Raw genomic sequence first — 20,712 nt, forward strand, 5'->3', positions numbered from 1 at the left:
TCTTCACTTGAAGCGATGAACGTTCGACAGTTGTTTGTTAACGTCGAAGTTGCGGCGGTACAGCAGTGCCATCTTGCCGATGATCTGCACCAGATCAGCCTTGCCAGCCTTGCCCAATTCCGCGATGGCGGCCAGGCGGGCTTCGCGGTCGAGGATGTTGACCTTGACCTTGATCAGTTCATGATCGCTGAGTGCGCGTTCGAATTCGGCTAAAACACCTTCAGTCAGACCATTGTCAGCCACAATCAGAACTGGTTTCAGATGGTGGCCAATGGATTTGTACTGTTTCTTCTGCTCTGGAGTGAGCGGCATAATCTGACCTCTGCGTCTGATCTTGTAAAAAGCGGCGGCCAGTTTACCCGAGCGAGTCCGGGACCGCCCACTTAATCACGACCGGTTTTATTTTCGAGGTGGCCCGTGGCCCGTTCCAAAACCAGCCTTAACTGGCTAAAAGAACATTTCAACGACCCTTACGTCAAAAAGGCACAGAAGGACGGCTATCGTTCGCGCGCCAGCTATAAGCTGCTTGAGCTGCAGGACAAAGACAAGTTGTTCCGTCCCGGTATGAGCGTGATTGACCTGGGCGCGGCCCCGGGTGGCTGGTCGCAGGTGGCCAGTCGTCTGATTGGTGGGCAAGGCCGGTTGATCGCATCCGATATCCTCGAGATGGACAGCATCCCGGATGTGACCTTCGTTCATGGCGACTTTACCGAGGATGCCGTACTGGCGCAGATCCTGGAGGCCGTAGGAAATTCTCAGGTAGACCTTGTGATTTCCGACATGGCCCCCAATATGAGTGGATTACCGGCTGTCGATATGCCGCGAGCCATGTTCCTCTGCGAGTTGGCATTGGATCTGGCGGGTCGGGTACTGCGCCCGGGTGGAGATTTCCTGGTCAAGGTCTTCCAGGGTGAGGGCTTCGACGAGTACCACAAGAACATCCGCAAACTGTTCGACAAGGTGCAGATGCGCAAGCCGGACTCCTCACGGGACCGCTCGCGCGAACAATACTTGTTGGCACGGGGTTTCCGGGGCATCGAAGGTGCTGCCAGCGATGAGCGTCTTTGAGAGTTTGAGGGAGGCCGATAGGTTTTTTTATATCGCTTTCGTCACGAAGCTTTACGAATATTGTGTAGTCAAAGTTTCACAAAGGGTTACAGACGGCGCCTGCCAGAGTTGTAGGTAATGTAGTAAGTTAGGCCGGTGAATATCATGCGAAGCGCGCGCCAGTAGCGGAGCTTGCTTCAGAGGGTAGTTAATTGAACGATATGGCAAAGAATCTGATCCTGTGGTTGATCATCGCAGCTGTCCTGGTGACGGTGATGAACAACTTCTCCAGCCCTAACGAACCACAGACCCTCAACTATTCCGACTTCATCCAGCAAGTCAAGGATGGCAAAGTCGAGCGCGTGGCGGTTGACGGCTTCGTTATCACCGGCAAACGCAACGACGGCGACAGCTTCAAGACCATTCGTCCGAATATTCCGGATAACGGCCTGATCGGCGATCTGGTGGATAACCACGTGGTTGTCGAGGGCAAGCAGCCTGAACAGCAGAGTATCTGGACCCAGTTGCTGGTCGCCAGCTTCCCGATTCTGGTGATCATTGCCGTGTTCATGTTCTTCATGCGCCAGATGCAAGGGGGCGCGGGAGGCAAGGGCGGCCCGATGAGCTTTGGCAAGAGCAAGGCGCGTCTGCTTTCTGAAGATCAAGTGAAAACCACCCTGGCCGACGTGGCGGGTTGCGACGAGGCGAAGGAAGAGGTCGGGGAACTGGTCGAATTCCTGCGCGACCCGGGCAAGTTCCAGCGTCTGGGTGGCCGCATTCCACGTGGCGTGCTCATGGTAGGGCCCCCGGGTACCGGTAAAACCCTGCTGGCCAAGGCGATTGCCGGTGAAGCGAAAGTGCCGTTCTTCACCATTTCCGGCTCTGACTTCGTCGAAATGTTCGTCGGTGTCGGCGCAAGCCGTGTTCGAGACATGTTCGAGCAGGCCAAGAAACACGCTCCATGCATCATCTTCATCGATGAAATCGACGCCGTTGGCCGTCATCGTGGCGCTGGCATGGGTGGTGGTCACGATGAGCGCGAGCAAACGCTCAACCAGTTGCTGGTAGAGATGGACGGCTTTGAGATGAATGACGGGATCATCGTCATTGCGGCCACCAACCGTCCGGATGTGCTCGACCCTGCGCTGCTGCGTCCAGGCCGCTTCGACCGTCAGGTGGTGGTGGGCTTGCCGGATATCCGTGGTCGCGAGCAGATCCTGAAAGTACACATGCGCAAAGTGCCTATGGGCGATGACGTGGCTCCGGCCGTGATCGCCCGTGGTACCCCGGGTTTCTCCGGTGCTGACCTTGCCAACCTGGTGAACGAGGCTTCGTTGTTCGCCGCGCGTGTCGGCAAGCGTATTGTCGAGATGAAAGAGTTCGAGCTGGCCAAAGACAAGATCATGATGGGCGCCGAGCGCAAATCCATGGTCATGTCCGAGAAAGAGAAGCAGAACACCGCGTATCACGAGGCGGGCCACGCCATTGTAGGGCGCGTTGTGCCTGAGCATGATCCGGTCTACAAGGTGTCGATCATCCCGCGTGGTCGAGCGCTGGGTGTCACCATGTTCCTGCCGGAAGAGGATCGTTACAGCCTCTCCAAGCGTGCACTGATCAGTCAGATTTGCTCGCTGTACGGTGGTCGGATCGCGGAGGAAATGACACTGGGCTTCGATGGTGTGACCACGGGCGCTTCCAACGACATCATGCGTGCGAGCCAGATTGCGCGGAACATGGTGACCAAGTGGGGGTTGTCGGAAAAACTCGGTCCCTTGATGTATGCCGAAGAAGAAGGCGAAGTGTTCCTGGGGCGTGGCGGCGGTGGTCAGAACGCCAGCTTCTCCGGTGAGACGGCCAAGCTGATCGACTCTGAGGTGCGTAGCATCATCGACCAGTGCTATGGCACCGCGAAGCAGATCCTGACGGATAATCGCGACAAGCTGGATGCCATGGCGGATGCGCTAATGAAGTACGAGACAATTGACTCGGATCAGATCGACGACATCATGGCGGGTCGCGAGCCTCGTGAGCCTCGCGATTGGGAAGGCGGTTCGGGGACTTCTGGCACCCCGCCAGTGGTTCGAAACGAGCGCCCTGAAGCCCCGATCGGCGGTCCTGCAGCTGACCACTAAGGTTTGAAATGACTTCTGCGTTGTCCTCGACCCGATTGCCTTGCGGCAATCGGGTTCTTGATTTGGCCCATACACATGTCATGGGCATTCTGAATGTAACCCCCGATTCCTTTTCCGATGGCGGCCGCTTCAGTCAGCTTGACGCAGCTTTGCGCCATGCCGAGGCGATGGCGGCGGCTGGTGCGACGCTGATCGACGTGGGAGGGGAGTCCACCCGTCCAGGTGCCCGCGTTGTCTCTCCCCTGGAGGAACTTGAGCGGGTTGCGCCTATTGTCGAGAAAATGGCTCGAGAGCTGGATGTGATCATCTCGGTGGATACCTCGACGCCGGCCGTGATGCGCGAAACCGCACGCCTTGGTGCTGGCTTGATCAATGATGTGCGCTCCCTGCAGCGCGACGGCGCCCTGGATGCGGCTGCGGCCACGGGGTTGCCGGTGTGCCTGATGCACATGTTGGGCGAGCCCGGCAATATGCAGGACAGCCCGCACTATGATGATCTTGTGGGCGAGGTCTCGGGCTTTCTGGCCGATCGCATCAGTCAGTGCGCTGCGGCAGGAATTCCTGCTGACCGGATCATCCTTGATCCGGGGTTTGGCTTTGCCAAGACCCTTCAGCACAACCTGAGCCTGTTCAAGCATATGGAAGCACTGCATGCCCTTGGTCGGCCCTTGTTGGTCGGTGTTTCACGCAAGAGCATGATAGGGCTGGCGTTGAATCGCCCGGTGGGCGAGCGGTTATACGGCGGCCTGGCGCTGGCGGCGCTGGCCATGGCCAAGGGCGCGCGTATCCTGCGTGTCCATGACGTCGCTGAAACCGTGGATGTGGTACGCATGATTGCCGCTGTAGAATCGGCCGAATAAGAATGATGGAGCACTTATGACTAAAAAATACTTTGGCACCGACGGTATTCGTGGTCGGGTCGGCGAGTTTCCGATTACTCCAGATTTCATGCTCAAGCTCGGCTGGGCGGCAGGCATGGCGTTCCGCAGTATGGGCGCGTGTCGCATCCTGGTCGGTAAGGACACCCGTATTTCGGGTTACATGTTTGAGTCGGCGTTGGAGGCAGGTCTGTCCGCCGCTGGTGCGGATGTGATGCTGCTCGGGCCAATGCCGACGCCGGCGATCGCTTACCTGACGCGTACCTTTCACGCTGAGGCCGGTATTGTGATCAGTGCTTCGCATAACCCGCATGACGACAATGGCATCAAGTTTTTCTCCGGCCAGGGCACCAAGCTGCCGGACGAGATCGAGCTGATGATCGAAGAGTTGCTGGATGCGCCGATGACGGTGGTCGACTCCAGCAAGCTGGGCAAGGTTTCGCGTATCAACGATGCTTCGGGTCGCTATATCGAGTTCTGCAAAAGCAGTGTGCCGACCAGTACCAACTTTGCCGGTTTGAAGATCGTCGTCGACTGCGCGCACGGCGCGACCTACAAGGTGGCGCCGAGTGTATTCAAGGAGTTGGGGGCGGATGTGACGGTGCTGTCGGCCCAGCCCAATGGCTTGAACATCAACGAAAACTGCGGCTCCACCCATATGGAGCAACTGCAGGCCGCCGTCCTGGCCGAGCATGCCGACCTGGGTATCGCGTTCGACGGTGATGGTGATCGCGTGCTGATGGTGGACCATACAGGCACTATCGTCGACGGCGATGACCTGTTGTTCATCATTGCGCGTGATCTGCACGAGCGTAACAAGCTGCAAGGCGGTGTCGTCGGTACGCTGATGAGTAATCTGGGGCTTGAGCTGGCCCTGGCCGATCTGGGAATTCCTTTTGTTCGTGCCAACGTGGGCGACCGTTATGTGATTGCCGAGCTGCTGGAGCGTAACTGGCAGGTGGGCGGTGAAAACTCCGGGCATGTCGTGTGCTTCCAGCACACCACCACAGGTGATGCGATCATTGCCGCGTTGCAGGTTCTGCTTTCGTTGCGTCGTCGTGAAGAGAGCCTGGCCCAGGCGCGCCAAGCTTTGCGTAAATGCCCGCAAGTGCTGCTCAACGTGCGTTTTGCCGGCGGCGAAAATCCGATCGATCACCCTGCTGTCAAAGAAGCTTGTGAGCGTGTGACGCTCGCTATGGCGGGCCGTGGGCGAGTGCTGTTGCGCAAGTCCGGCACAGAGCCTCTGGTGCGTGTCATGGTCGAAGGTGACGATGAAAATCAGGTTCGCGGCCATGCCGAAGACCTGGCAAAACTGGTAACTGATGTTTGCGCCTGAATTCGGCTTGCCAGTGATGATGTGGTTGGGTAACATCTGCGCCCACTTTGACCGACGAGGTACAGCATGCGTCGCACTATGGTAGCTGGTAACTGGAAGATGCACGGTACCCGCGCCAGTGTCGCTGAGCTGATCAATGGCCTTCGTCACCTGGCTTTGCCTAGCGGTGTCGATGTCGCGGTTTTTCCGCCTTGCTTGCATATCACCCAAGTGGTTGATGGCTTGAAAGGCAAGTCGATTCAAGTCGGCGCGCAGAATTCTGCGGTGGAAGCGATGCAGGGTGCGTTGACCGGTGAGATTGCGCCGAGTCAGTTGGTTGATGCGGGCTGTTCCTATGTGCTGGTTGGGCACTCCGAACGCCGTCAGATGATGGGCGAACGTGATGGGACGCTCAACCGCAAGTTTGCAGCAGCACAGGCTTGTGGCCTGATTCCAGTGTTGTGCATAGGGGAGACCCTGGAGCAGCGTGAGTCGGGCAAGACTCTTGAGGTTGTCTCGCGTCAGCTGGGCAGCATCATCGAGGAGCTGGGTGTAGGTGCTTTTGCGAAAGCAGTCATTGCATACGAGCCGGTCTGGGCCATTGGCACCGGGCTGACTGCTACACCGCAACAAGCGCAGGATGTGCACGCCGCCATCCGCGCGCAGTTGGCGGCAGAGAATTCTGAGGTCGCACAAGGTGTGCGTCTTCTATACGGCGGCAGCGTGAAGGCGGCCAATGCGGTCGAACTGTTCGGCATGCCGGATATCGATGGGGGGCTCATTGGTGGAGCTTCCCTGAATGCAGATGAGTTCGGTGCGATCTGTCGCGCCGCGGGAAACTGAAAAAATGCTGGAAACAGTCGTAGTCGTTTTTCATCTGTTGGCTGCCCTGGGCGTAGTTGCCCTGGTTTTGTTGCAACAGGGTAAAGGTGCGGATGCTGGTGCGTCTTTCGGTGCAGGTGCTTCAAATACTGTGTTCGGAAGCCAAGGTTCCTCTACCTTTCTTAGTAAGTTTACTGCTATACTTGCCGCCGGTTTCTTCATAACCAGCTTGGGGTTAGGTTACTTTGCTAAAGAGAAGGCTCATGTGCTGACTCAAGTAGGTTTGCCAAACCCAGCGGTGCTGGAAGTACCAAAAGCAAAACCGGCTTCTGATGATGTCCCGGTGCTTCAAGAGCAAAAGTCGGCTACTCCAGCGACTGACGTACCTCCAGCTCAAGAGCAGAAGTAAGAAGGGTTGTAAACGCTGTATTGCCGAGGTGGTGGAATTGGTAGACACGCAACCTTGAGGTGGTTGTGCCCATAGGGTGTAGGGGTTCGAGTCCCCTTCTCGGTACCAATTAGTCAGGAGAGCCCGCAATTGCGGGCTTTCTTGCAGGTGGAAGGTTACATTGACCCTGCAAGGGATCGGTCGTATACTTCCGCCCCAGCTTTGTCGCGGGGTGGAGCAGTCTGGTAGCTCGTCGGGCTCATAACCCGAAGGTCGTCGGTTCAAATCCGGCCCCCGCAACCAGTTTTAGCGGAGCCCCTTTTAAGGGGCTTTTTGTTAGCTGGACACTTTCAACGCCGCTGTTCGACGGCGTTTCAAGGATGGGCGTTTCGCCCATTTTTTTATTTTGCACAGCATGCACATACATGCACGAGGGGGTTCAGGTGTCGAGCAAGCTAGAAGAGTTGCAGGCCTTGTTGGCCCCGGTGGTCGTGGCCCTAGGCTATGAATGCTGGGGTATTGAGTTTTCGGCTCAAGGTCGCCACTCAATGTTGCGCGTTTATATCGATAAAGAGGGCGGCGTGCTGGTGGACGATTGCGCCATTGTCAGCCGTCAGATCAGCGGTGTGCTGGATGTTGAAGATCCAATCTCCGTTGAATACACCCTCGAAGTTTCCTCGCCAGGCATGGAACGCCCACTGTTCACTATTGATCAGTTTGCAAAATTTGCCGGTGAACAAGTGAAGATCAAGCTGCGATCTCCCTTTGAAGGGCGGCGCAACTTTCAGGGCCTTCTGCGCGGTGTAGAAGAACAGGATGTCGTGGTGCAGGTAGAAGACCATGAGTTCCTGTTGCCGATCGATATGATCGACAAGGCCAATATTATTCCCAGTTTTGACTGAGACGCGGATCCCGCGGATCCAATGGCTTGCGAAAGGCGAGGCGTACGATGAGCAAAGAAGTACTGCTGGTTGTTGAGTCGGTATCCAATGAAAAGGGCGTACCGGCAAGCGTGATTTTTGAAGCGCTGGAGCTGGCCCTGGCCACTGCTACCAAAAAGCGTTTTGAAGACGAAGTTGATCTGCGTGTGGAAATCAACCGCCACACCGGTGCCTATGAGACGTTCCGTCGCTGGACGGTCGTCGAAGAAAACGATCTTGATGATCCGGCCATCGAAACCTGGCCAAGCAAGGTTGCGCAAACGCACCCGGGCGCCAGCGTGGGTGATGTCGTCGAAGAAAAGATCGAGTCGATCGAATTCGGCCGCATTGCTGCACAGACCGCCAAGCAGGTCATCGTGCAAAAGGTTCGCGAAGCCGAGCGTGCCCAAGTCGTTGACGCCTATCGCGAGCGCTTGGGTGAAATCATCTCCGGTACCGTGAAGAAGGTCACCCGCGACAACGTGATCGTTGACCTTGGCAACAACGCCGAAGCGTTGCTGGCCCGCGAAGACATCATCTCCCGTGAGACCTTCCGTGTCGGCGTGCGTCTGCGCGCGCTGCTCAAGGAAATCCGCACCGAAAATCGCGGCCCTCAGCTGATCCTGTCGCGTACCGCGCCGGAAATGCTGATCGAGCTGTTCCGTATCGAAGTGCCGGAAATCGCCGAAGGCCTGATCGAAGTCATGGCAGCGTCGCGCGATCCGGGCTCTCGCGCCAAGATCGCTGTTCGCTCCAAAGACAAACGCATCGACCCGCAAGGCGCGTGCATCGGTATGCGCGGCTCGCGTGTCCAGGCCGTGTCGGGTGAGTTGGGTGGCGAGCGTGTCGATATCGTGCTGTGGGACGATAACCCGGCGCAGTTCGTGATCAACGCGATGTCGCCGGCTGAAGTGGCGGCAATCATCGTTGACGAGGATGCCCATGCCATGGACATCGCCGTCGGCGCAGACAACCTGGCTCAAGCCATTGGTCGTGGTGGTCAGAACGTGCGTCTGGCTAGCCAACTGACCGGCTGGACCCTGAACGTGATGACCGAATCGGACATCCAGGCTAAGCAGCAAGCTGAAACCGGCGACATCCTGCGCAACTTCATCGACGAGTTGGAAGTCGACGAAGAGTTGGCACAGGTGCTGGTAGATGAAGGTTTCACCAGCCTGGAAGAGATTGCCTACGTACCGTTGGAAGAAATGCTCAACATCGACGGCTTTGACGAAGACATCGTCAACGAGCTTCGCGCTCGTGCCAAGGATCGTTTGTTGACTAAAGCCATCGCTACTGAGGAAAAGCTGGCAGACGCCCATCCGGCCGAAGACCTGCTCTCGCTTGAGGGTATGGACAAGGATTTGGCGATGGAACTGGCGGTGCGCGGCGTAATTACCCGCGAAGACCTGGCCGAGCAGTCTATTGACGACCTGCTCGACATCGACGGCATTGACGATGATCGTGCCGGCAAGTTGATCATGGCCGCCCGAGCCCATTGGTTCGAGTAATTAGGCGCGGCCTGAGGAGAGAAGTGCATGACGCAAGTCACGGTGAAACAACTGGCCGATGAGGTCAAAACACCGGTAGAGCGCCTGTTGCAGCAGATGCGTGAGGCAGGTCTGCCGCACACCGCCGCCGATGAAGGTGTGAGCGACAGTGAGAAGCAGTCTTTGCTGACTCACTTGAAGAGCAGCCACAAGGCGAAAGTGGAAGAACCGCGCAAGATTACATTGCAGCGCAAAACCACCAGCACCCTGCGGGTTGCTGGTAGCAAGAGCATCAGCGTTGAAGTACGCAAGAAGAAAGTCTTCGTACAGCGCAGCCCGGAAGAAATCGAAGCCGAGCGCAAACGCGAACTGGATGAGCGTCGCGCAGTAGAAAATGCTGCCCGTCAGAAGGCTGAAGAAGAAGCCAAGCGTCGCGCCGAAGAAGAAGCGCGTCGCCAGCCTGCTGCTGCGCAACCTGCCGTCACCGAAGCAGTTGCTGCTCCTGCCGTTGCCGCGCCTGTCGAGCCTGTGCGTGAAGCCGCTCCGGTTGCCCCGGCTCCGGCACCTGCTGCCGACCGCAAGCGCGACGAGCCGCGTCGTCCGGACAAACCACGTGCCGACGATAACAGCCGTCGCGGCGGTGGTGGCGATGGCGAGCGCAAAAACGCTCCGCATCGTGCCTCGGTCAAAGAGAAAGCACCTGCTCCTCGCGTTGCCCCACGTACTACCGACGAAGAAAGCGATGGCTTCCGTCGTGGTGGTCGCGGCAAGGCCAAGCTGAAGAAGCGCAACGCCCACGGTTTCCAGAGCCCGACCGGCCCTGTCGTGCGTGAAGTGAAGATCGGCGAGACCATCACTGTGGGCGACCTCGCCCAGCAGATGTCGGTCAAGGCTGCTGAAATCATCAAGTTCATGTTCAAGCTGGGTACACCGGCCACCATCAACCAGGTACTGGATCAGGAAACTGCCCAGCTTGTGGCTGAAGAGTTGGGCCACAAAGTGACCCTGGTCAGTGACACCGCCCTGGAAGATTCCTTGGCCGAGTCCCTGAAGTTTGAAGGTGAGGCTGTCTCCCGTGCACCGGTTGTGACCGTAATGGGTCACGTTGACCACGGTAAGACCTCCCTGCTCGACTACATCCGTCGTGCCAAGGTTGCTGCTGGCGAAGCCGGTGGTATCACCCAGCACATCGGCGCATACCACGTTGAAACCGACCGTGGCATGGTGACGTTCCTCGATACCCCGGGTCACGCTGCGTTTACCGCCATGCGTGCCCGTGGTGCCAAGGCGACCGACATCGTGATCCTAGTGGTTGCAGCGGACGACGGCGTGATGCCGCAAACCATCGAGGCTGTCCAGCACGCTCAGGCGGCTGGCGTTCCTCTGGTGGTTGCAGTGAACAAGATCGACAAGCCGGGTGCCGACCTCGATCGCATCCGCAGCGAACTGTCGGTTCACGGCGTGACATCGGAAGATTGGGGTGGCGACACGCCTTTCGTACCAGTCTCGGCGAAGATGGGTACCGGCGTTGACGAACTGCTCGAAGCTGTTTTGCTGCAGGCTGAAGTGCTGGAACTGACCGCCACCCCATCGGCCCCAGGTCGTGGTGTCGTGGTTGAATCCCGTCTCGACAAGGGCCGTGGCCCGGTTGCGACCGTTCTGGTTCAAGACGGTACCCTGCGCCAAGGCGACATGGTGCTGGTCGGTTCGAACTACGGCCGTGTACGTGCGATGCTCGACGAGAACGGCAAGCCTATCAAGGAAGCTGGTCCTGCGATTCCGGTCGAGATTCTCGGCCTGGACGGTACGCCGGACGCTGGCGACGAGATGAGTGTGGTGGCCGACGAGAAGAAGGCCCGTGAAGTTGCTCTGTTCCGTCAAGGCAAGTTCCGTGAGGTCAAGCTGGCCCGTGCTCACGCCGGCAAGCTGGAAAACATCTTCGAGTCCATGGGCCAGGAAGAGAAGAAGACGCTTAATATCGTCCTCAAGTCTGACGTTCGTGGTTCTCTGGAGGCGTTGCAAGGCGCCCTGAATGGCCTGGGTAACGACGAAGTGCAAGTGCGCGTGGTCGGTGGCGGTGTCGGTGGTATCACCGAGTCCGACGCCAACCTGGCATTGGCTTCCAACGCTGTACTGTTCGGCTTCAACGTGCGTGCCGATGCCGGCGCTCGCAAGATCGTCGAGCAGGAAGGTCTGGACATGCGTTACTACAACGTCATCTACGACATCATCGAAGACGTCAAGAAAGCCCTCACCGGCATGCTTGGCAGCGACGTCCGGGAGAACATCCTGGGTATCGCCGAAGTACGTGACGTGTTCCGTTCGCCGAAGTTCGGTGCGATTGCCGGCTGCATGGTGACTGAAGGTACCGTGTACCGTAACCGTCCGATCCGCGTACTGCGTGAAGACATCGTTATCTTCGAAGGCGAGCTGGAATCCCTGCGCCGCTTCAAGGATGACGCGTCCGAAGTGCGTAACGGCATGGAGTGCGGTATCGGCGTCAAGAGCTACAACGACGTCAAGGTCGGTGACAAGATCGAAGTCTTCGAGAAGGTTCAGGTTGCTCGCAGCCTCTGACTCACGGACTTCAAGGGCCACAGCGCGTGTGGGCATGTACATGCCCTGCGCGGTGTCCGGACTCTAAACGCAACGCCCGGTCTGGCTTTTGTCAGGCCGGGCGTTTGCCGCTTTCAGACCCCACGGCTTTCGCCGTGTGGCAGTAACAGGTAACAAGACATGGCAAAAGAATACAGCCGTACCCAGCGTATCGGCGATCAGATGCAGCGTGAGCTGGCACAGTTGATTCGTCGTGAAGTCAAAGACCCGCGCGTCGGCCTTGTCACCATCACCGCTGTTGACGTCAGCCGCGATGTGGGCCACGCCAAGATCTTCATCACCGTGATGGGGCAGGAAAACGGCGATGACATCGCCCAGACCATCAAAGTGCTCAACTCGGCAGCAGGTTTCCTGCGCATGCAACTGGCCCGTGAGATGAAGCTGCGCAGCGTTCCGCAGTTGCATTTCCACTACGACGAAAGCGTTGCGCGTGGCGCACACCTGTCTGCGTTGATCGAGCGCGCGGTGGCTGAAGACAGCCAGCATGCGCCAGCACCTGAAGACGCCAAGGAGTAAGCGGTGGCTCAGGTCAAACGTATCCGTCGTAACGTCAGCGGTATCATCCTGCTGGACAAGCCGCTGGGCTTTACCTCCAACGCGGCCTTGCAAAAGGTTCGCTGGCTGCTCAACGCCGAGAAGGCCGGGCACACCGGCAGTCTCGATCCTCTGGCCACCGGTGTGTTGCCGTTGTGCTTTGGCGAGGCCACCAAGTTCTCCCAATACCTGCTCGACTCCGACAAGGGTTACGAAACCCTGATGCAACTGGGCAAGACCACCACCACGGCCGATGCCGAAGGTGAGGTTTTGCAGGTGCGTGACGTGACCGTTGGTCGAGTTGATATTGAGGCTGCCTTACCCGGTTTTCGTGGAGAAATCAGCCAGATACCGCCGATGTACTCGGCGCTCAAGCGGGATGGGCAGCCTCTTTACAAGTTGGCGCGTGCGGGCGAAGTAGTGGAGCGTGAACCACGTTCTGTTACTATTGCGCGCTTGGAATTGCTCGCCTGTGAAGGCGACACCGCCCGCTTGGCCGTGGACTGCAGCAAAGGCACCTATATTCGTACCCTGGTGGAAGATATTGGTGAAAAGCTCGGTTGCGGCGCGTACGTTGCAGAACTGCGACGCACCCAGGCCGGACCTTTCAGCCTGGCCCAGACGGTCACACTGGAAGAGTTGGAAGCGGTACATGCCGAAGGCGGCAATGAAGCAGTCGATCGCTTCCTGATGCCATCGGACAGCGGTTTGCAGGATTGGCCCTTGCTGCACTTCTCGGAGCACAGCGCGTTCTACTGGCTCAACGGCCAGCCGGTACGTGCCCCGGATGCACCGAAGTTCGGCATGGTGCGGGTACAGGATCACAATGGTCGCTTCATCGGGATCGGTGAAGTGAGCGAAGACGGGCGTATCGCGCCACGTCGACTGATTCGGTCAGAATGACCGGAACCAGTTTGTGCTAAAAGCGCAGTAGCTTTTACGCAAACTGGGACGAGGGTGGCTGTTAACAGGCACGGTCACTTCCTCATTTTTAGATACAGGGATTTGTCCCTGGCCTGTTGAGACCGCCCCTTGGGGGGTCTCCTGAAAGAAGGATTGCCTCATGGCTCTCGACGTTCAAGAAAAAGCACAAATCGTTGCTGACTACCAGCAGGCTGTTGGTGACACTGGTTCGCCAGAAGTGCAAGTTGCACTGCTGACCCACAACATCAACAAGCTGCAAGGTCACTTCAAGGCCAACGGTAAAGATCACCACTCCCGTCGTGGTCTGATCCGCATGGTAAACCAGCGTCGTAAGCTGCTGGACTACCTGAAAGGCAAGGATCTGGGTCGTTATCAGACTCTGATCGGTCGCCTGGGTCTGCGTCGCTAATAAGCGATTGCGCTAGAGGTTGGTTGTCTGCCGTGCGTCAGTGGGATTTCCGCTGGCGCATGGTAGGCTCCCAGCCTCAAGTTTTATCTGGACACACGTTTTACCCCTGGACGAGCGTTGGGCCGACTCCCGGCATTGCCCAAGAATTTCGCAAGAAGACAAGTTCCCCCAAGAGCCACAAAGAAGGTAGGACACCGTGAACCCGGTTATCAAAAAATTCCAGTTCGGTCAGTCGACCGTTACCCTCGAGACAGGCCGTATTGCCCGTCAAGCCTCTGGCGCAGTGCTGGTTACCGTTGACGATGACGTCACCGTTCTGGTGACCGTTGTTGGCGCCAAGACCGCTGACCCAAGCAAAGGCTTCTTCCCACTGTCCGTTCACTACCAGGAAAAGACTTACGCTGCCGGTAAGATTCCTGGCGGTTTCTTCAAGCGCGAAGGCCGTCCTTCCGAGAAAGAAACCCTGACTTCCCGACTGATCGACCGTCCGATCCGTCCGCTGTTCCCAGAAGGCTTCATGAACGAAGTGCAGGTTGTCTGCACCGTGGTTTCCACCAGCAAGAAGACCGATCCGGACATCGCTGCGATGATCGGTACCTCGGCTGCGCTGGCCATCTCCGGCATTCCTTTCGATGGCCCGATCGGCGCTGCCCGCGTTGCGTTCCATGAAAGCACCGGTTACCTGCTGAACCCGACTTACGAACAACTGGCCGCTTCCAGCCTGGACATGGTCGTTGCCGGTACCGAAGAAGCCGTACTGATGGTGGAATCGGAAGCCAAAGAGCTGACCGAAGACCAGATGCTGGGCGCTGTACTGTTCGCCCACGACGAATTCCAGTCGGTCATCAAGGCTGTCAAAGAGCTGGCCGCTGAAGCTGCCAAGCCAACCTGGACCTGGGCTCCACAAGCTGAAGCCACCGAACTGCTGGGCGCTATCCGCTCCGAGTTCGGCGCTGCCATCTCCGAGGCCTACACCATCACCGTCAAGGCCGACCGTTACGCGCGCCTGGGCGAGCTGAAGGATCAGGTTGTAGCCAAGCTGTCCGGTGAAGAAGGCCAGCCTTCCGCCGGTGACGTCAAAGCTGCATTCGGTGAAATCGAATACCGCACCGTTCGCGAAAACATCGTCAACGGCAAGCCGCGTATCGACGGTCGCGACACCCGCACTGTGCGCCCGCTGAACATCGAAGTCGGCGTTCTGCCGAAAACCCACGGTTCGGCACTGTTCACCCGTGGCGAAACCCAGGCCCTGGTCGTTGCGACCCTGGGTACTGCCCGTGACGCCCAACTGCTGGACACCTTGGAAGGCGAGAAAAAAGACCCCTTCATGCTGCACTACAACTTCCCTCCGTTCTCGGTGGGCGAGTGTGGTCGTATGGGCGGTGCGGGTCGTCGCGAAATCGGTCACGGCCGCCTGGCTCGTCGTTCGGTTCAGGCCATGCTGCCGGCGGCTGATGTGTTCCCTTACACCATTCGTGTCGTATCGGAAATCACCGAGTCCAACGGTTCCAGCTCCATGGCTTCGGTCTGCGGTGCTTCCCTGGCACTGATGGACGCTGGTGTACCGATGAAGGCGCCGGTGGCTGGTATCGCCATGGGCCTGGTGAAAGAAGGCGAGAAATTCGCTGTTCTGACCGACATTCTGGGTGACGAAGACCACCTGGGCGACATGGACTTCAAGGTAGCCGGTACCGCCAAAGGCGTGACCGCGCTGCAGATGGACATCAAGATCAAAGGCATCACCGAAGAAATCATGGAGATCGCCCTGGGCCAAGCCCTGGAAGCTCGCCTGAACATCCTCGGCCAGATGAACCAGATCATTGGTCAATCGCGTACCGAACTGTCGGCCAACGCTCCGACCATGATCGCGATGAAGATCGACACCGACAAGATCCGTGACGTCATCGGTAAAGGCGGCGCGACCATCCGTGCCATCTGTGAAGAGACCAAGGCTTCGATCGACATCGAAGACGACGGCTCGATCAAGATCTTCGGCGAAACCAAAGAAGCCGCAGAAGCCGCGCGTCAGCGCGTTCTGGGCATCACTGCCGAAGCCGAGATCGGCAAGATCTACGTTGGCAAGGTTGAGCGCATCGTCGACTTCGGCGCGTTCGTGAACATCCTGCCGGGCAAGGACGGTCTGGTTCACATCTCCATGCTGAGCGATGCTCGTGTTGAGAAAGTGACCGACATCCTGAAAGAAGGCCAGGAAGTGGAAGTGCTGGTACTGGACGTGGACAACCGCGGTCGTATCAAGCTGTCCATCAAGGACGTAGCAGCAGCCAAGGCGTCGGGCGTTTAATCACTCCCGTCTTCACGCTGAGAAAAAGGATCCTTCGGGATCCTTTTTTTTGGCGACAGGAAAGTGAAGCGAAATCAGCCGTTTACCCGGCGATAAAAACTGCAAGTTGCATGCAGGCAGGATGGCTTTCATGCAAGTTGCACGATTCTGAAAAATGCATAAATTTTTAACTTGTTGATTTAAAACAGTTTTATGGGTCGGTAAGACTTGGCACAGCGCCTGCAACATTAAGAGTAACCCTGCAGCATCAATCAAGTAGTCACGCTGCAGACTTTCGAAAAAACAGGAGTTACTCGTATGAAGAAGTTCGCTATCGCTGCTGCAACTGCCACCGCGCTGACCCTGACCATGGCTAACGTTGCGTTCGCCCAGACTTCACAGGCTCCAATGGTTGTCGCCGCGGGTGAAGTGACCAAGGCCAAGGAAGCGACCTCCGACACCTGGATCACCACCAAAGTGAAAAGTGACCTGGTTACCGAGAAAGGCATTCCTGGCACCGACATCAAAGTCGAAACCAACAAAGGCGTAGTGTCCCTGTCTTCGACCGTAGCCATTACCGAAGCACAGAAAACCACCGCGGTGAACATCACCAAGAAAATCAAAGGCGTTAAAGCTGTATCGGCCGATGGTCTGAAAGCAGAGTAACGCAGCATTTTCGTTTGAACTGAATAGCGGCGGCTAAGGGTGAGCTAGATATCCACCCGATGCACCTCTGGAGTTCATGCGACCGACCACAAGGATGTGGTCATTACAGGCCCCGGCACTTGTGTCGGGGCCTGTTCTATTTCAGGGCGCATAAAATCGTCATCGTGGCCAGAATTCAATGTGGGAGAGGGCAAGCCCGCTCCCACATTTGGATTTGTGTTGTTATTCGGCGTCCAGATGCATCGGTGTGACGACCCGGCCATCCTTCTCGGCCTGACCCAGGTTCGCGTCAATGAAGTACACCCGGTCATCTTCCAACTGACCTTTGTCCACCAGATAGTCCTTGATCGTGCTTGCGCGGTCCTGGCCCAGTTGGCGCAGCAGGACGTCACTGGAGCTCCAGAACTTGATCACGCCCTCACGCAGCTTCGCAGAGCGTTCGTCGTTGCTCAGATCCTTCCACTCGGCAGGCGGCTGCTGCTTCAGACGAGTACGATAGATGCCTTCCAGCAAGGGCGCTTTCTCTTTCTCCGGTACGACCAGCAGCGATGCCTGGGCCGGGACTTTGTCGCCACGGCGTTGCAGGATCTTGTAGTAGTTGTACTGGTATTCACGCTCCAGGCGTTGTGCTGCCAGAAATGGACCGTCGCTGCTGGCGGCGGCGGTGCCTTCAATTTCCAGGCGCAGGGCCGGACGTTCTTTCAATGCCTTGGCCAGGCTGTTCAAGGCGCCTTCGGCATCCTTGCTCAAATCGCTGGAGCCGGCGGCGAAAGACACATTCCCCAGGTCTTCCGCGCCACCGCCACTGATCAGCCCACCAATGAATTTGAAGGGCGCGGCGGCCGCGCGTACCACCAGGTTGCGCAGGGTTTGCCACACAATCGGCATCACGCTGAATTGCGGGTTGTTCAGGTCACCGGTCACTGGCAGCTCGATGGAGATCTTGCCGTCAACGTCCTTCAGCAGGGCTATCGCCAGGCGAATCGGCAAGTCCACGGCATCGGCACTGTCGACTTTCTCGCCCAGCTGCAATTGTTCGACCACTACTTTGTTTTCAGCCTTCAACTGGCCCTTGGTGATCACATAGTGCAGGTCGAGGTTGAGGCGGCCCTTGCGGATACGGAACCCCGCGAACTTGCCGGAGTAGGGCGTCAGGGTGGTCAGTTCGACGCGTTTGAAGCTGGTGGCGATATCCAGCGCGGCCATCGGATCGAACGGGTTCACGCTGCCCTTGATGGTGACCGGCGCATAACGGTCCACCTTGCCCTTGATGTCGACGCTGGCCGGTTTGGCCTGGCGGCTGTCGATGGTACCGATCTGCCCGTTGAGCTGTTGAATCGCCGTCGCAAAGTTGGGCGTGAGGCTGAAGTCGGCAAAGTTGGCCGAACCGTCGTTGATCGCAATCTGGCCGATGCGGATGCCCAGTGGTTTTTCCTTGCTTGCCGATTTGCTCGCCGACTTGGCACCGCTGTCGGCGGGTTGCGGGATCAGCAAGTCATCGACGTTGGTGGTGCGGTCGTCGTTGATCATGAAGCGCGCATAGGGTTGCAGCAGGTTGACCTTGTCGATCGACAGGCTCTCGCCGTGCTGGTAATTCAAGCCTTCGACCACCAGGCGCTGCCATTTGACGAAGTCACGGGTCTTGAGGGTATCCAGGGTGTGCAACTGGTCCACCTGGGCCCGGCCAGTCACTTGCAGTGCCAGGGGCTCGGTACTTTTCAGGTTCACATCCAGGTTGCTGCCCAGCATGCCGCTGCGCAGTTCAAGGCGAATGAACGGGCTGATATAGGACTGAGCGACCCGCAGGTCGATGTCCTGAGTATCCACTTTCAGCTTGGCACTGACCGGGTTGAGATTGACCTCGCCGGTTGCCTGGATCTTGCCCTGCTTGCCCAGGCCGCTATCGACTTTCAAGGTGAAGGGGATCTGGTTGAGGCTATCGAAGTTCTGCACGTCGACGTTCAGCGGGCCCAACTCCAGTGCGACCGCCGGCTTGGCCTGTCGGTCCGCCAGATGCACCTGGTAATTGCGCAGTTGCACGTCCTTGAGCAGTACTTGCCAGGGTTTGGCAGGGGCCTTGGGTTCGGCCTTGGGAGAGTCGGCGGTGGCCGGCGCAGTGGAGGGTTCGGGTTTCCGGTCCGGCTTGCTTGGTTGGCCGGCAAACAGTTTCTGCCAATCCAACTGGCCATCCGCCTCACGCGCGGCCCAGGTTTCCAGCTTGTTGCTACGGATTTTTCCGACCACCACTTGCTGCTTGGCCAGGTCTATCGTCGTTTCGCTGACGTCCAGGCGCTCCAGGCGCACCAACGGGCGGCCATCCGGCGCCTTTATGGCGAAGGGAGCAATGCTGGCGCTGGTGTCGGTGAGGTTCAGCGCGGTCTCTTTGGCCAGGCTGAATTTATAAGCCGTACTGAAGTTGAGCACACCGTCTTCAAGCACCAGTGGCAGGGCGTCGCGCACGTAGGGCCACCAGGCTTTCATCTTGCCATCGGTGACTTTCAGCGTGCCTTCGGAGGTGATCGGCACTAGGCTGAAGTTACCTTTCCAGTCGATTTGCCCGCCTTCCGGCCCGGCGGCGACCAAGGTCATATCGGCATTGTCTTCGGGCAAGGTGCTGAGGTTCTTCAGCTCGAAGTCGAGTTTGTCGTAAAGGAATTCGATGGGCTCGCTGGGGCGCAAGTCTTCAAAGTGCACATAACCGCTGGCCAGCTTGATGCTATCGATGCGCAGCGGGAAGGGTTTGGCGTCGGGATCGGCCGGGGTCGGCTCGCTGGGCGGGAGTTTGAACAGTTGCGCCAGGTTCAGCTGGCCGGACTTGTCGAACAGCACTTCGGTCTTGGGTTTGTCCAGTTGCACATCTGCCAAGTGCAGGGCACGGGTCCACAGGCTATCGAGTTGCAGGTTGGCATAGAGGCGCTCAAAGCCCAGTTGTTCCTTGCCCGGCTCGCCGATTTTCAGGCCCCACAGGGTCAGTTCCAGGCTGAACGGGTTGAGTTCGATCCGTTCGATGCGCGCCGGCACCGTGGCGTAGTTGGCCAGTTGTTGGTTGGCAATGCGAAGGGCGATGCCAGGGAGAATCAGGAAGCCCAGCAGGCTGTACAAGGCAAGGGCGGTCAGCAAGGCGCCAGCGGCGCGAATCAATCCTTTGGGCATGGGGCGGCGCCATCTATGTCAAACAAGAATGCCTTGGAGTATGGCACGGCTTTTCGGTTCCGAAGAGTCGGGCCTTTGGGAAACATCCTACAGTTGCAGTATCAGCGTCTTCAGGGGGGGCTGATGATCTTGGGAGGGGAAATCCGCGCCCGGCGTCATGATGCTCCAGTCCCGTACCGGGCGGCCGGCTTTTTCCGCGCAGCGCAGCACCTGGTCGCGCCAATCGTCCATGCCGACCTTTGCCAGATTGTTGCAGCAGATCAACACGCCGTTGTCTGCGGTCGCCAGAAGGGCTGGCTTGAGCAGGCTCTGGTAGTCGCGCAGCAAGTCGACGGTGCCGAACGCACTCTTGGCCCAGGCCGGCGGGTCCAGCAGGACCAGGTCATATTGACGTTGCTCCAGGCGTGGATAGCTCGGCAGTTTTTGCCCGCGACGCTGGGTAATCGGCAAGCCGGCCAATTGGCGGATGGCCGGGAAGTAATCGGATTGCACAAAGTGCATCTCGGGCAATTGCGGGTTCAGAGCGCCGTTCTCGCGCCCGACCGCCAGGTTACCCTCGGCGAAGTCCAGGTTGCATACCTCGCGGGCCCCGCCGGCGGCGGCGCTCAAGCCCACGCCGCAGGTGTAGGCGAACAGGTTGAGCACACTTTTGCCGGCACTGTGGTCCTTGACCCAGCCCCGGGTATTGCGCAGGTCCAGGAACAGCAACGGGTCCTGCCCGGCATGGCGCCCGCGTACGCGGTAGTTGAGACCCCACTCGTGGCCGATCAGGTCCTCCAGCGCAGACGGTTCAGCTTTGTATACCGTGTCCTCACGGTCGATCCGCGAGTTGCCACGGGAGCGGTCGTTGTACACCAGCCGCAATTCCAGGCCCATGTACTGGCTGACTTGCTGGTGCAAGTCCAGCAGATCTTCGGTTTGCAACGACTGGTGAAAGCTCTGCACCAGCAATTGCGGGCCGTAGCGGTCGATGGTCAGGCCGCCGGCCCCTTCCTGGCTGCCGTGGAACAGGCGATAACAGTCGGTGCCCTGGGCGTGCAACTCGTTGATCAGGTCTTGGCGATGATCGAGGGCGGCGCGCAGCGCCTGATTCAAGGAGGACATGGAGCGTGTTTTGCTCTGGATAAAGATGGGCGC

General features: G+C 58.2%; 17 protein-coding genes and 2 tRNA genes. 16 read left to right on the forward strand and 3 right to left on the reverse strand.

Annotated elements, in window-relative coordinates; genetic code table 11:
* Positions 1 to 3: 3 nt before the first annotated feature.
* Entirely contained in the window at positions 4 to 312 is a 309-nt protein-coding gene (gene yhbY, locus ACW9IN_RS10270; protein WP_457365763.1) for a ribosome assembly RNA-binding protein YhbY, read from the reverse strand.
* Between the two features lie 105 nt (positions 313 to 417).
* On the opposite strand from yhbY, the gene rlmE reads away from it, so the two are divergent.
* The 16 genes from rlmE (at position 418) to ACW9IN_RS10350 (ending at position 16,422) form a co-directional block, all read left to right on the forward strand.
* Positions 418 to 1,068: a 23S rRNA (uridine(2552)-2'-O)-methyltransferase RlmE gene (gene rlmE / locus ACW9IN_RS10275; protein WP_457365764.1), complete on the forward strand. Its 651-nt coding sequence runs from the start codon at positions 418 to 420 to the stop codon at positions 1,066 to 1,068.
* 200 nt (positions 1,069 to 1,268) lie between these two features.
* Positions 1,269 to 3,179 carry an ATP-dependent zinc metalloprotease FtsH gene (gene ftsH, locus ACW9IN_RS10280; protein WP_457365765.1) on the forward strand — a complete coding sequence of 637 codons (1,911 nt, stop codon included), beginning with the start codon at positions 1,269 to 1,271 and terminating at the stop codon, positions 3,177 to 3,179.
* Positions 3,180 to 3,187: 8 nt separating this feature from the next.
* Positions 3,188 to 4,039 (forward strand): dihydropteroate synthase, encoded by an 852-nt coding sequence (gene folP, locus ACW9IN_RS10285; protein WP_457365766.1) that lies wholly within the window; start codon positions 3,188 to 3,190, stop codon positions 4,037 to 4,039.
* Positions 4,040 to 4,055: 16 nt separating this feature from the next.
* Positions 4,056 to 5,393, forward strand: coding sequence for a phosphoglucosamine mutase (glmM, locus tag ACW9IN_RS10290; protein ID WP_457365767.1), 1,338 nt, complete (start codon positions 4,056 to 4,058; stop codon positions 5,391 to 5,393).
* Positions 5,394 to 5,459: 66 nt separating this feature from the next.
* The gene (tpiA, locus tag ACW9IN_RS10295) at positions 5,460 to 6,215 is read left to right on the forward strand and encodes a triose-phosphate isomerase (RefSeq protein ID WP_058427650.1); all 756 of its coding nucleotides are present in this window, start codon (positions 5,460 to 5,462) and stop codon (positions 6,213 to 6,215) included.
* A gap of 4 nt (positions 6,216 to 6,219) precedes the next feature.
* A complete protein-coding gene (gene secG, locus ACW9IN_RS10300; RefSeq protein ID WP_010206600.1) occupies positions 6,220 to 6,603 on the forward strand; it encodes a preprotein translocase subunit SecG in 384 nt (127 codons plus the stop codon).
* A gap of 22 nt (positions 6,604 to 6,625) precedes the next feature.
* A tRNA-Leu gene (locus ACW9IN_RS10305) sits at positions 6,626 to 6,711 on the forward strand.
* Between the two features lie 97 nt (positions 6,712 to 6,808).
* Positions 6,809 to 6,885 (forward strand) — tRNA-Met (locus ACW9IN_RS10310).
* Positions 6,886 to 7,025: 140 nt separating this feature from the next.
* Positions 7,026 to 7,484, forward strand: coding sequence for a ribosome maturation factor RimP (gene rimP / locus ACW9IN_RS10315; RefSeq protein ID WP_003235029.1), 459 nt, complete (start codon positions 7,026 to 7,028; stop codon positions 7,482 to 7,484).
* Between the two features lie 47 nt (positions 7,485 to 7,531).
* Positions 7,532 to 9,013 (forward strand): transcription termination factor NusA, encoded by a 1,482-nt coding sequence (gene nusA, locus ACW9IN_RS10320; protein ID WP_457365768.1) that lies wholly within the window; start codon positions 7,532 to 7,534, stop codon positions 9,011 to 9,013.
* A 27-nt stretch (positions 9,014 to 9,040) separates the two neighbouring features.
* Positions 9,041 to 11,569, forward strand: a complete 2,529-nt coding sequence (gene infB / locus ACW9IN_RS10325) for a translation initiation factor IF-2 (protein ID WP_457365769.1) — start codon at positions 9,041 to 9,043, stop codon at positions 11,567 to 11,569.
* Positions 11,570 to 11,728: 159 nt separating this feature from the next.
* The gene (rbfA, locus tag ACW9IN_RS10330) at positions 11,729 to 12,124 is read left to right on the forward strand and encodes a 30S ribosome-binding factor RbfA (protein WP_457365770.1); all 396 of its coding nucleotides are present in this window, start codon (positions 11,729 to 11,731) and stop codon (positions 12,122 to 12,124) included.
* Between the two features lie 3 nt (positions 12,125 to 12,127).
* Positions 12,128 to 13,045, forward strand: a complete 918-nt coding sequence (gene truB, locus ACW9IN_RS10335; RefSeq protein WP_457365771.1) for a tRNA pseudouridine(55) synthase TruB — start codon at positions 12,128 to 12,130, stop codon at positions 13,043 to 13,045.
* Positions 13,046 to 13,205: 160 nt separating this feature from the next.
* Positions 13,206 to 13,475: a 30S ribosomal protein S15 gene (gene rpsO, locus ACW9IN_RS10340; RefSeq protein WP_003177875.1), complete on the forward strand. Its 270-nt coding sequence runs from the start codon at positions 13,206 to 13,208 to the stop codon at positions 13,473 to 13,475.
* Between the two features lie 196 nt (positions 13,476 to 13,671).
* Positions 13,672 to 15,777, forward strand: a complete 2,106-nt coding sequence (pnp, locus tag ACW9IN_RS10345) for a polyribonucleotide nucleotidyltransferase (protein WP_457365772.1) — start codon at positions 13,672 to 13,674, stop codon at positions 15,775 to 15,777.
* Positions 15,778 to 16,074: 297 nt separating this feature from the next.
* Positions 16,075 to 16,422, forward strand: coding sequence for a BON domain-containing protein (locus ACW9IN_RS10350; RefSeq protein WP_457345780.1), 348 nt, complete (start codon positions 16,075 to 16,077; stop codon positions 16,420 to 16,422).
* Positions 16,423 to 16,644: 222 nt separating this feature from the next.
* On the opposite strand, the gene ACW9IN_RS10355 is transcribed toward ACW9IN_RS10350, so the two are convergent.
* Positions 16,645 to 19,575 carry a DUF748 domain-containing protein gene (locus tag ACW9IN_RS10355; RefSeq protein WP_457365773.1) on the reverse strand — a complete coding sequence of 977 codons (2,931 nt, stop codon included), beginning with the start codon at positions 19,573 to 19,575 and terminating at the stop codon, positions 16,645 to 16,647.
* 87 nt (positions 19,576 to 19,662) lie between these two features.
* Entirely contained in the window at positions 19,663 to 20,679 is a 1,017-nt protein-coding gene (locus tag ACW9IN_RS10360) for a class I SAM-dependent rRNA methyltransferase (protein WP_457365774.1), read from the reverse strand.
* Positions 20,680 to 20,712: the final 33 nt, after the last annotated feature.

This window comes from Pseudomonas sp. SDO5271_S396 (assembly GCF_054071795.1).

What these genes read in the sequence shown, in the direction of transcription:
- nusA (WP_457365768.1), top strand. Translation starts at nt 7,532, where the DNA reads ATGAGCAAAGAAGTACTGCTGGTTGTTGAGTCGGTATCCAATGAAAAG.
- ACW9IN_RS10360 (WP_457365774.1), bottom strand. Translation starts at nt 20,679, where the DNA reads ATGTCCTCCTTGAATCAGGCGCTGCGCGCCGCCCTCGATCATCGCCAA.
- ACW9IN_RS10350 (WP_457345780.1), top strand. Translation starts at nt 16,075, where the DNA reads ATGAAGAAGTTCGCTATCGCTGCTGCAACTGCCACCGCGCTGACCCTG.
- ftsH (WP_457365765.1), top strand. Translation starts at nt 1,269, where the DNA reads ATGGCAAAGAATCTGATCCTGTGGTTGATCATCGCAGCTGTCCTGGTG.
- secG (WP_010206600.1), top strand. Translation starts at nt 6,220, where the DNA reads ATGCTGGAAACAGTCGTAGTCGTTTTTCATCTGTTGGCTGCCCTGGGC.
- tpiA (WP_058427650.1), top strand. Translation starts at nt 5,460, where the DNA reads ATGCGTCGCACTATGGTAGCTGGTAACTGGAAGATGCACGGTACCCGC.
- folP (WP_457365766.1), top strand. Translation starts at nt 3,188, where the DNA reads ATGACTTCTGCGTTGTCCTCGACCCGATTGCCTTGCGGCAATCGGGTT.
- rpsO (WP_003177875.1), top strand. Translation starts at nt 13,206, where the DNA reads ATGGCTCTCGACGTTCAAGAAAAAGCACAAATCGTTGCTGACTACCAG.
- yhbY (WP_457365763.1), bottom strand. Translation starts at nt 312, where the DNA reads ATGCCGCTCACTCCAGAGCAGAAGAAACAGTACAAATCCATTGGCCAC.
- ACW9IN_RS10355 (WP_457365773.1), bottom strand. Translation starts at nt 19,575, where the DNA reads ATGCCCAAAGGATTGATTCGCGCCGCTGGCGCCTTGCTGACCGCCCTT.
- rbfA (WP_457365770.1), top strand. Translation starts at nt 11,729, where the DNA reads ATGGCAAAAGAATACAGCCGTACCCAGCGTATCGGCGATCAGATGCAG.
- infB (WP_457365769.1), top strand. Translation starts at nt 9,041, where the DNA reads ATGACGCAAGTCACGGTGAAACAACTGGCCGATGAGGTCAAAACACCG.
- glmM (WP_457365767.1), top strand. Translation starts at nt 4,056, where the DNA reads ATGACTAAAAAATACTTTGGCACCGACGGTATTCGTGGTCGGGTCGGC.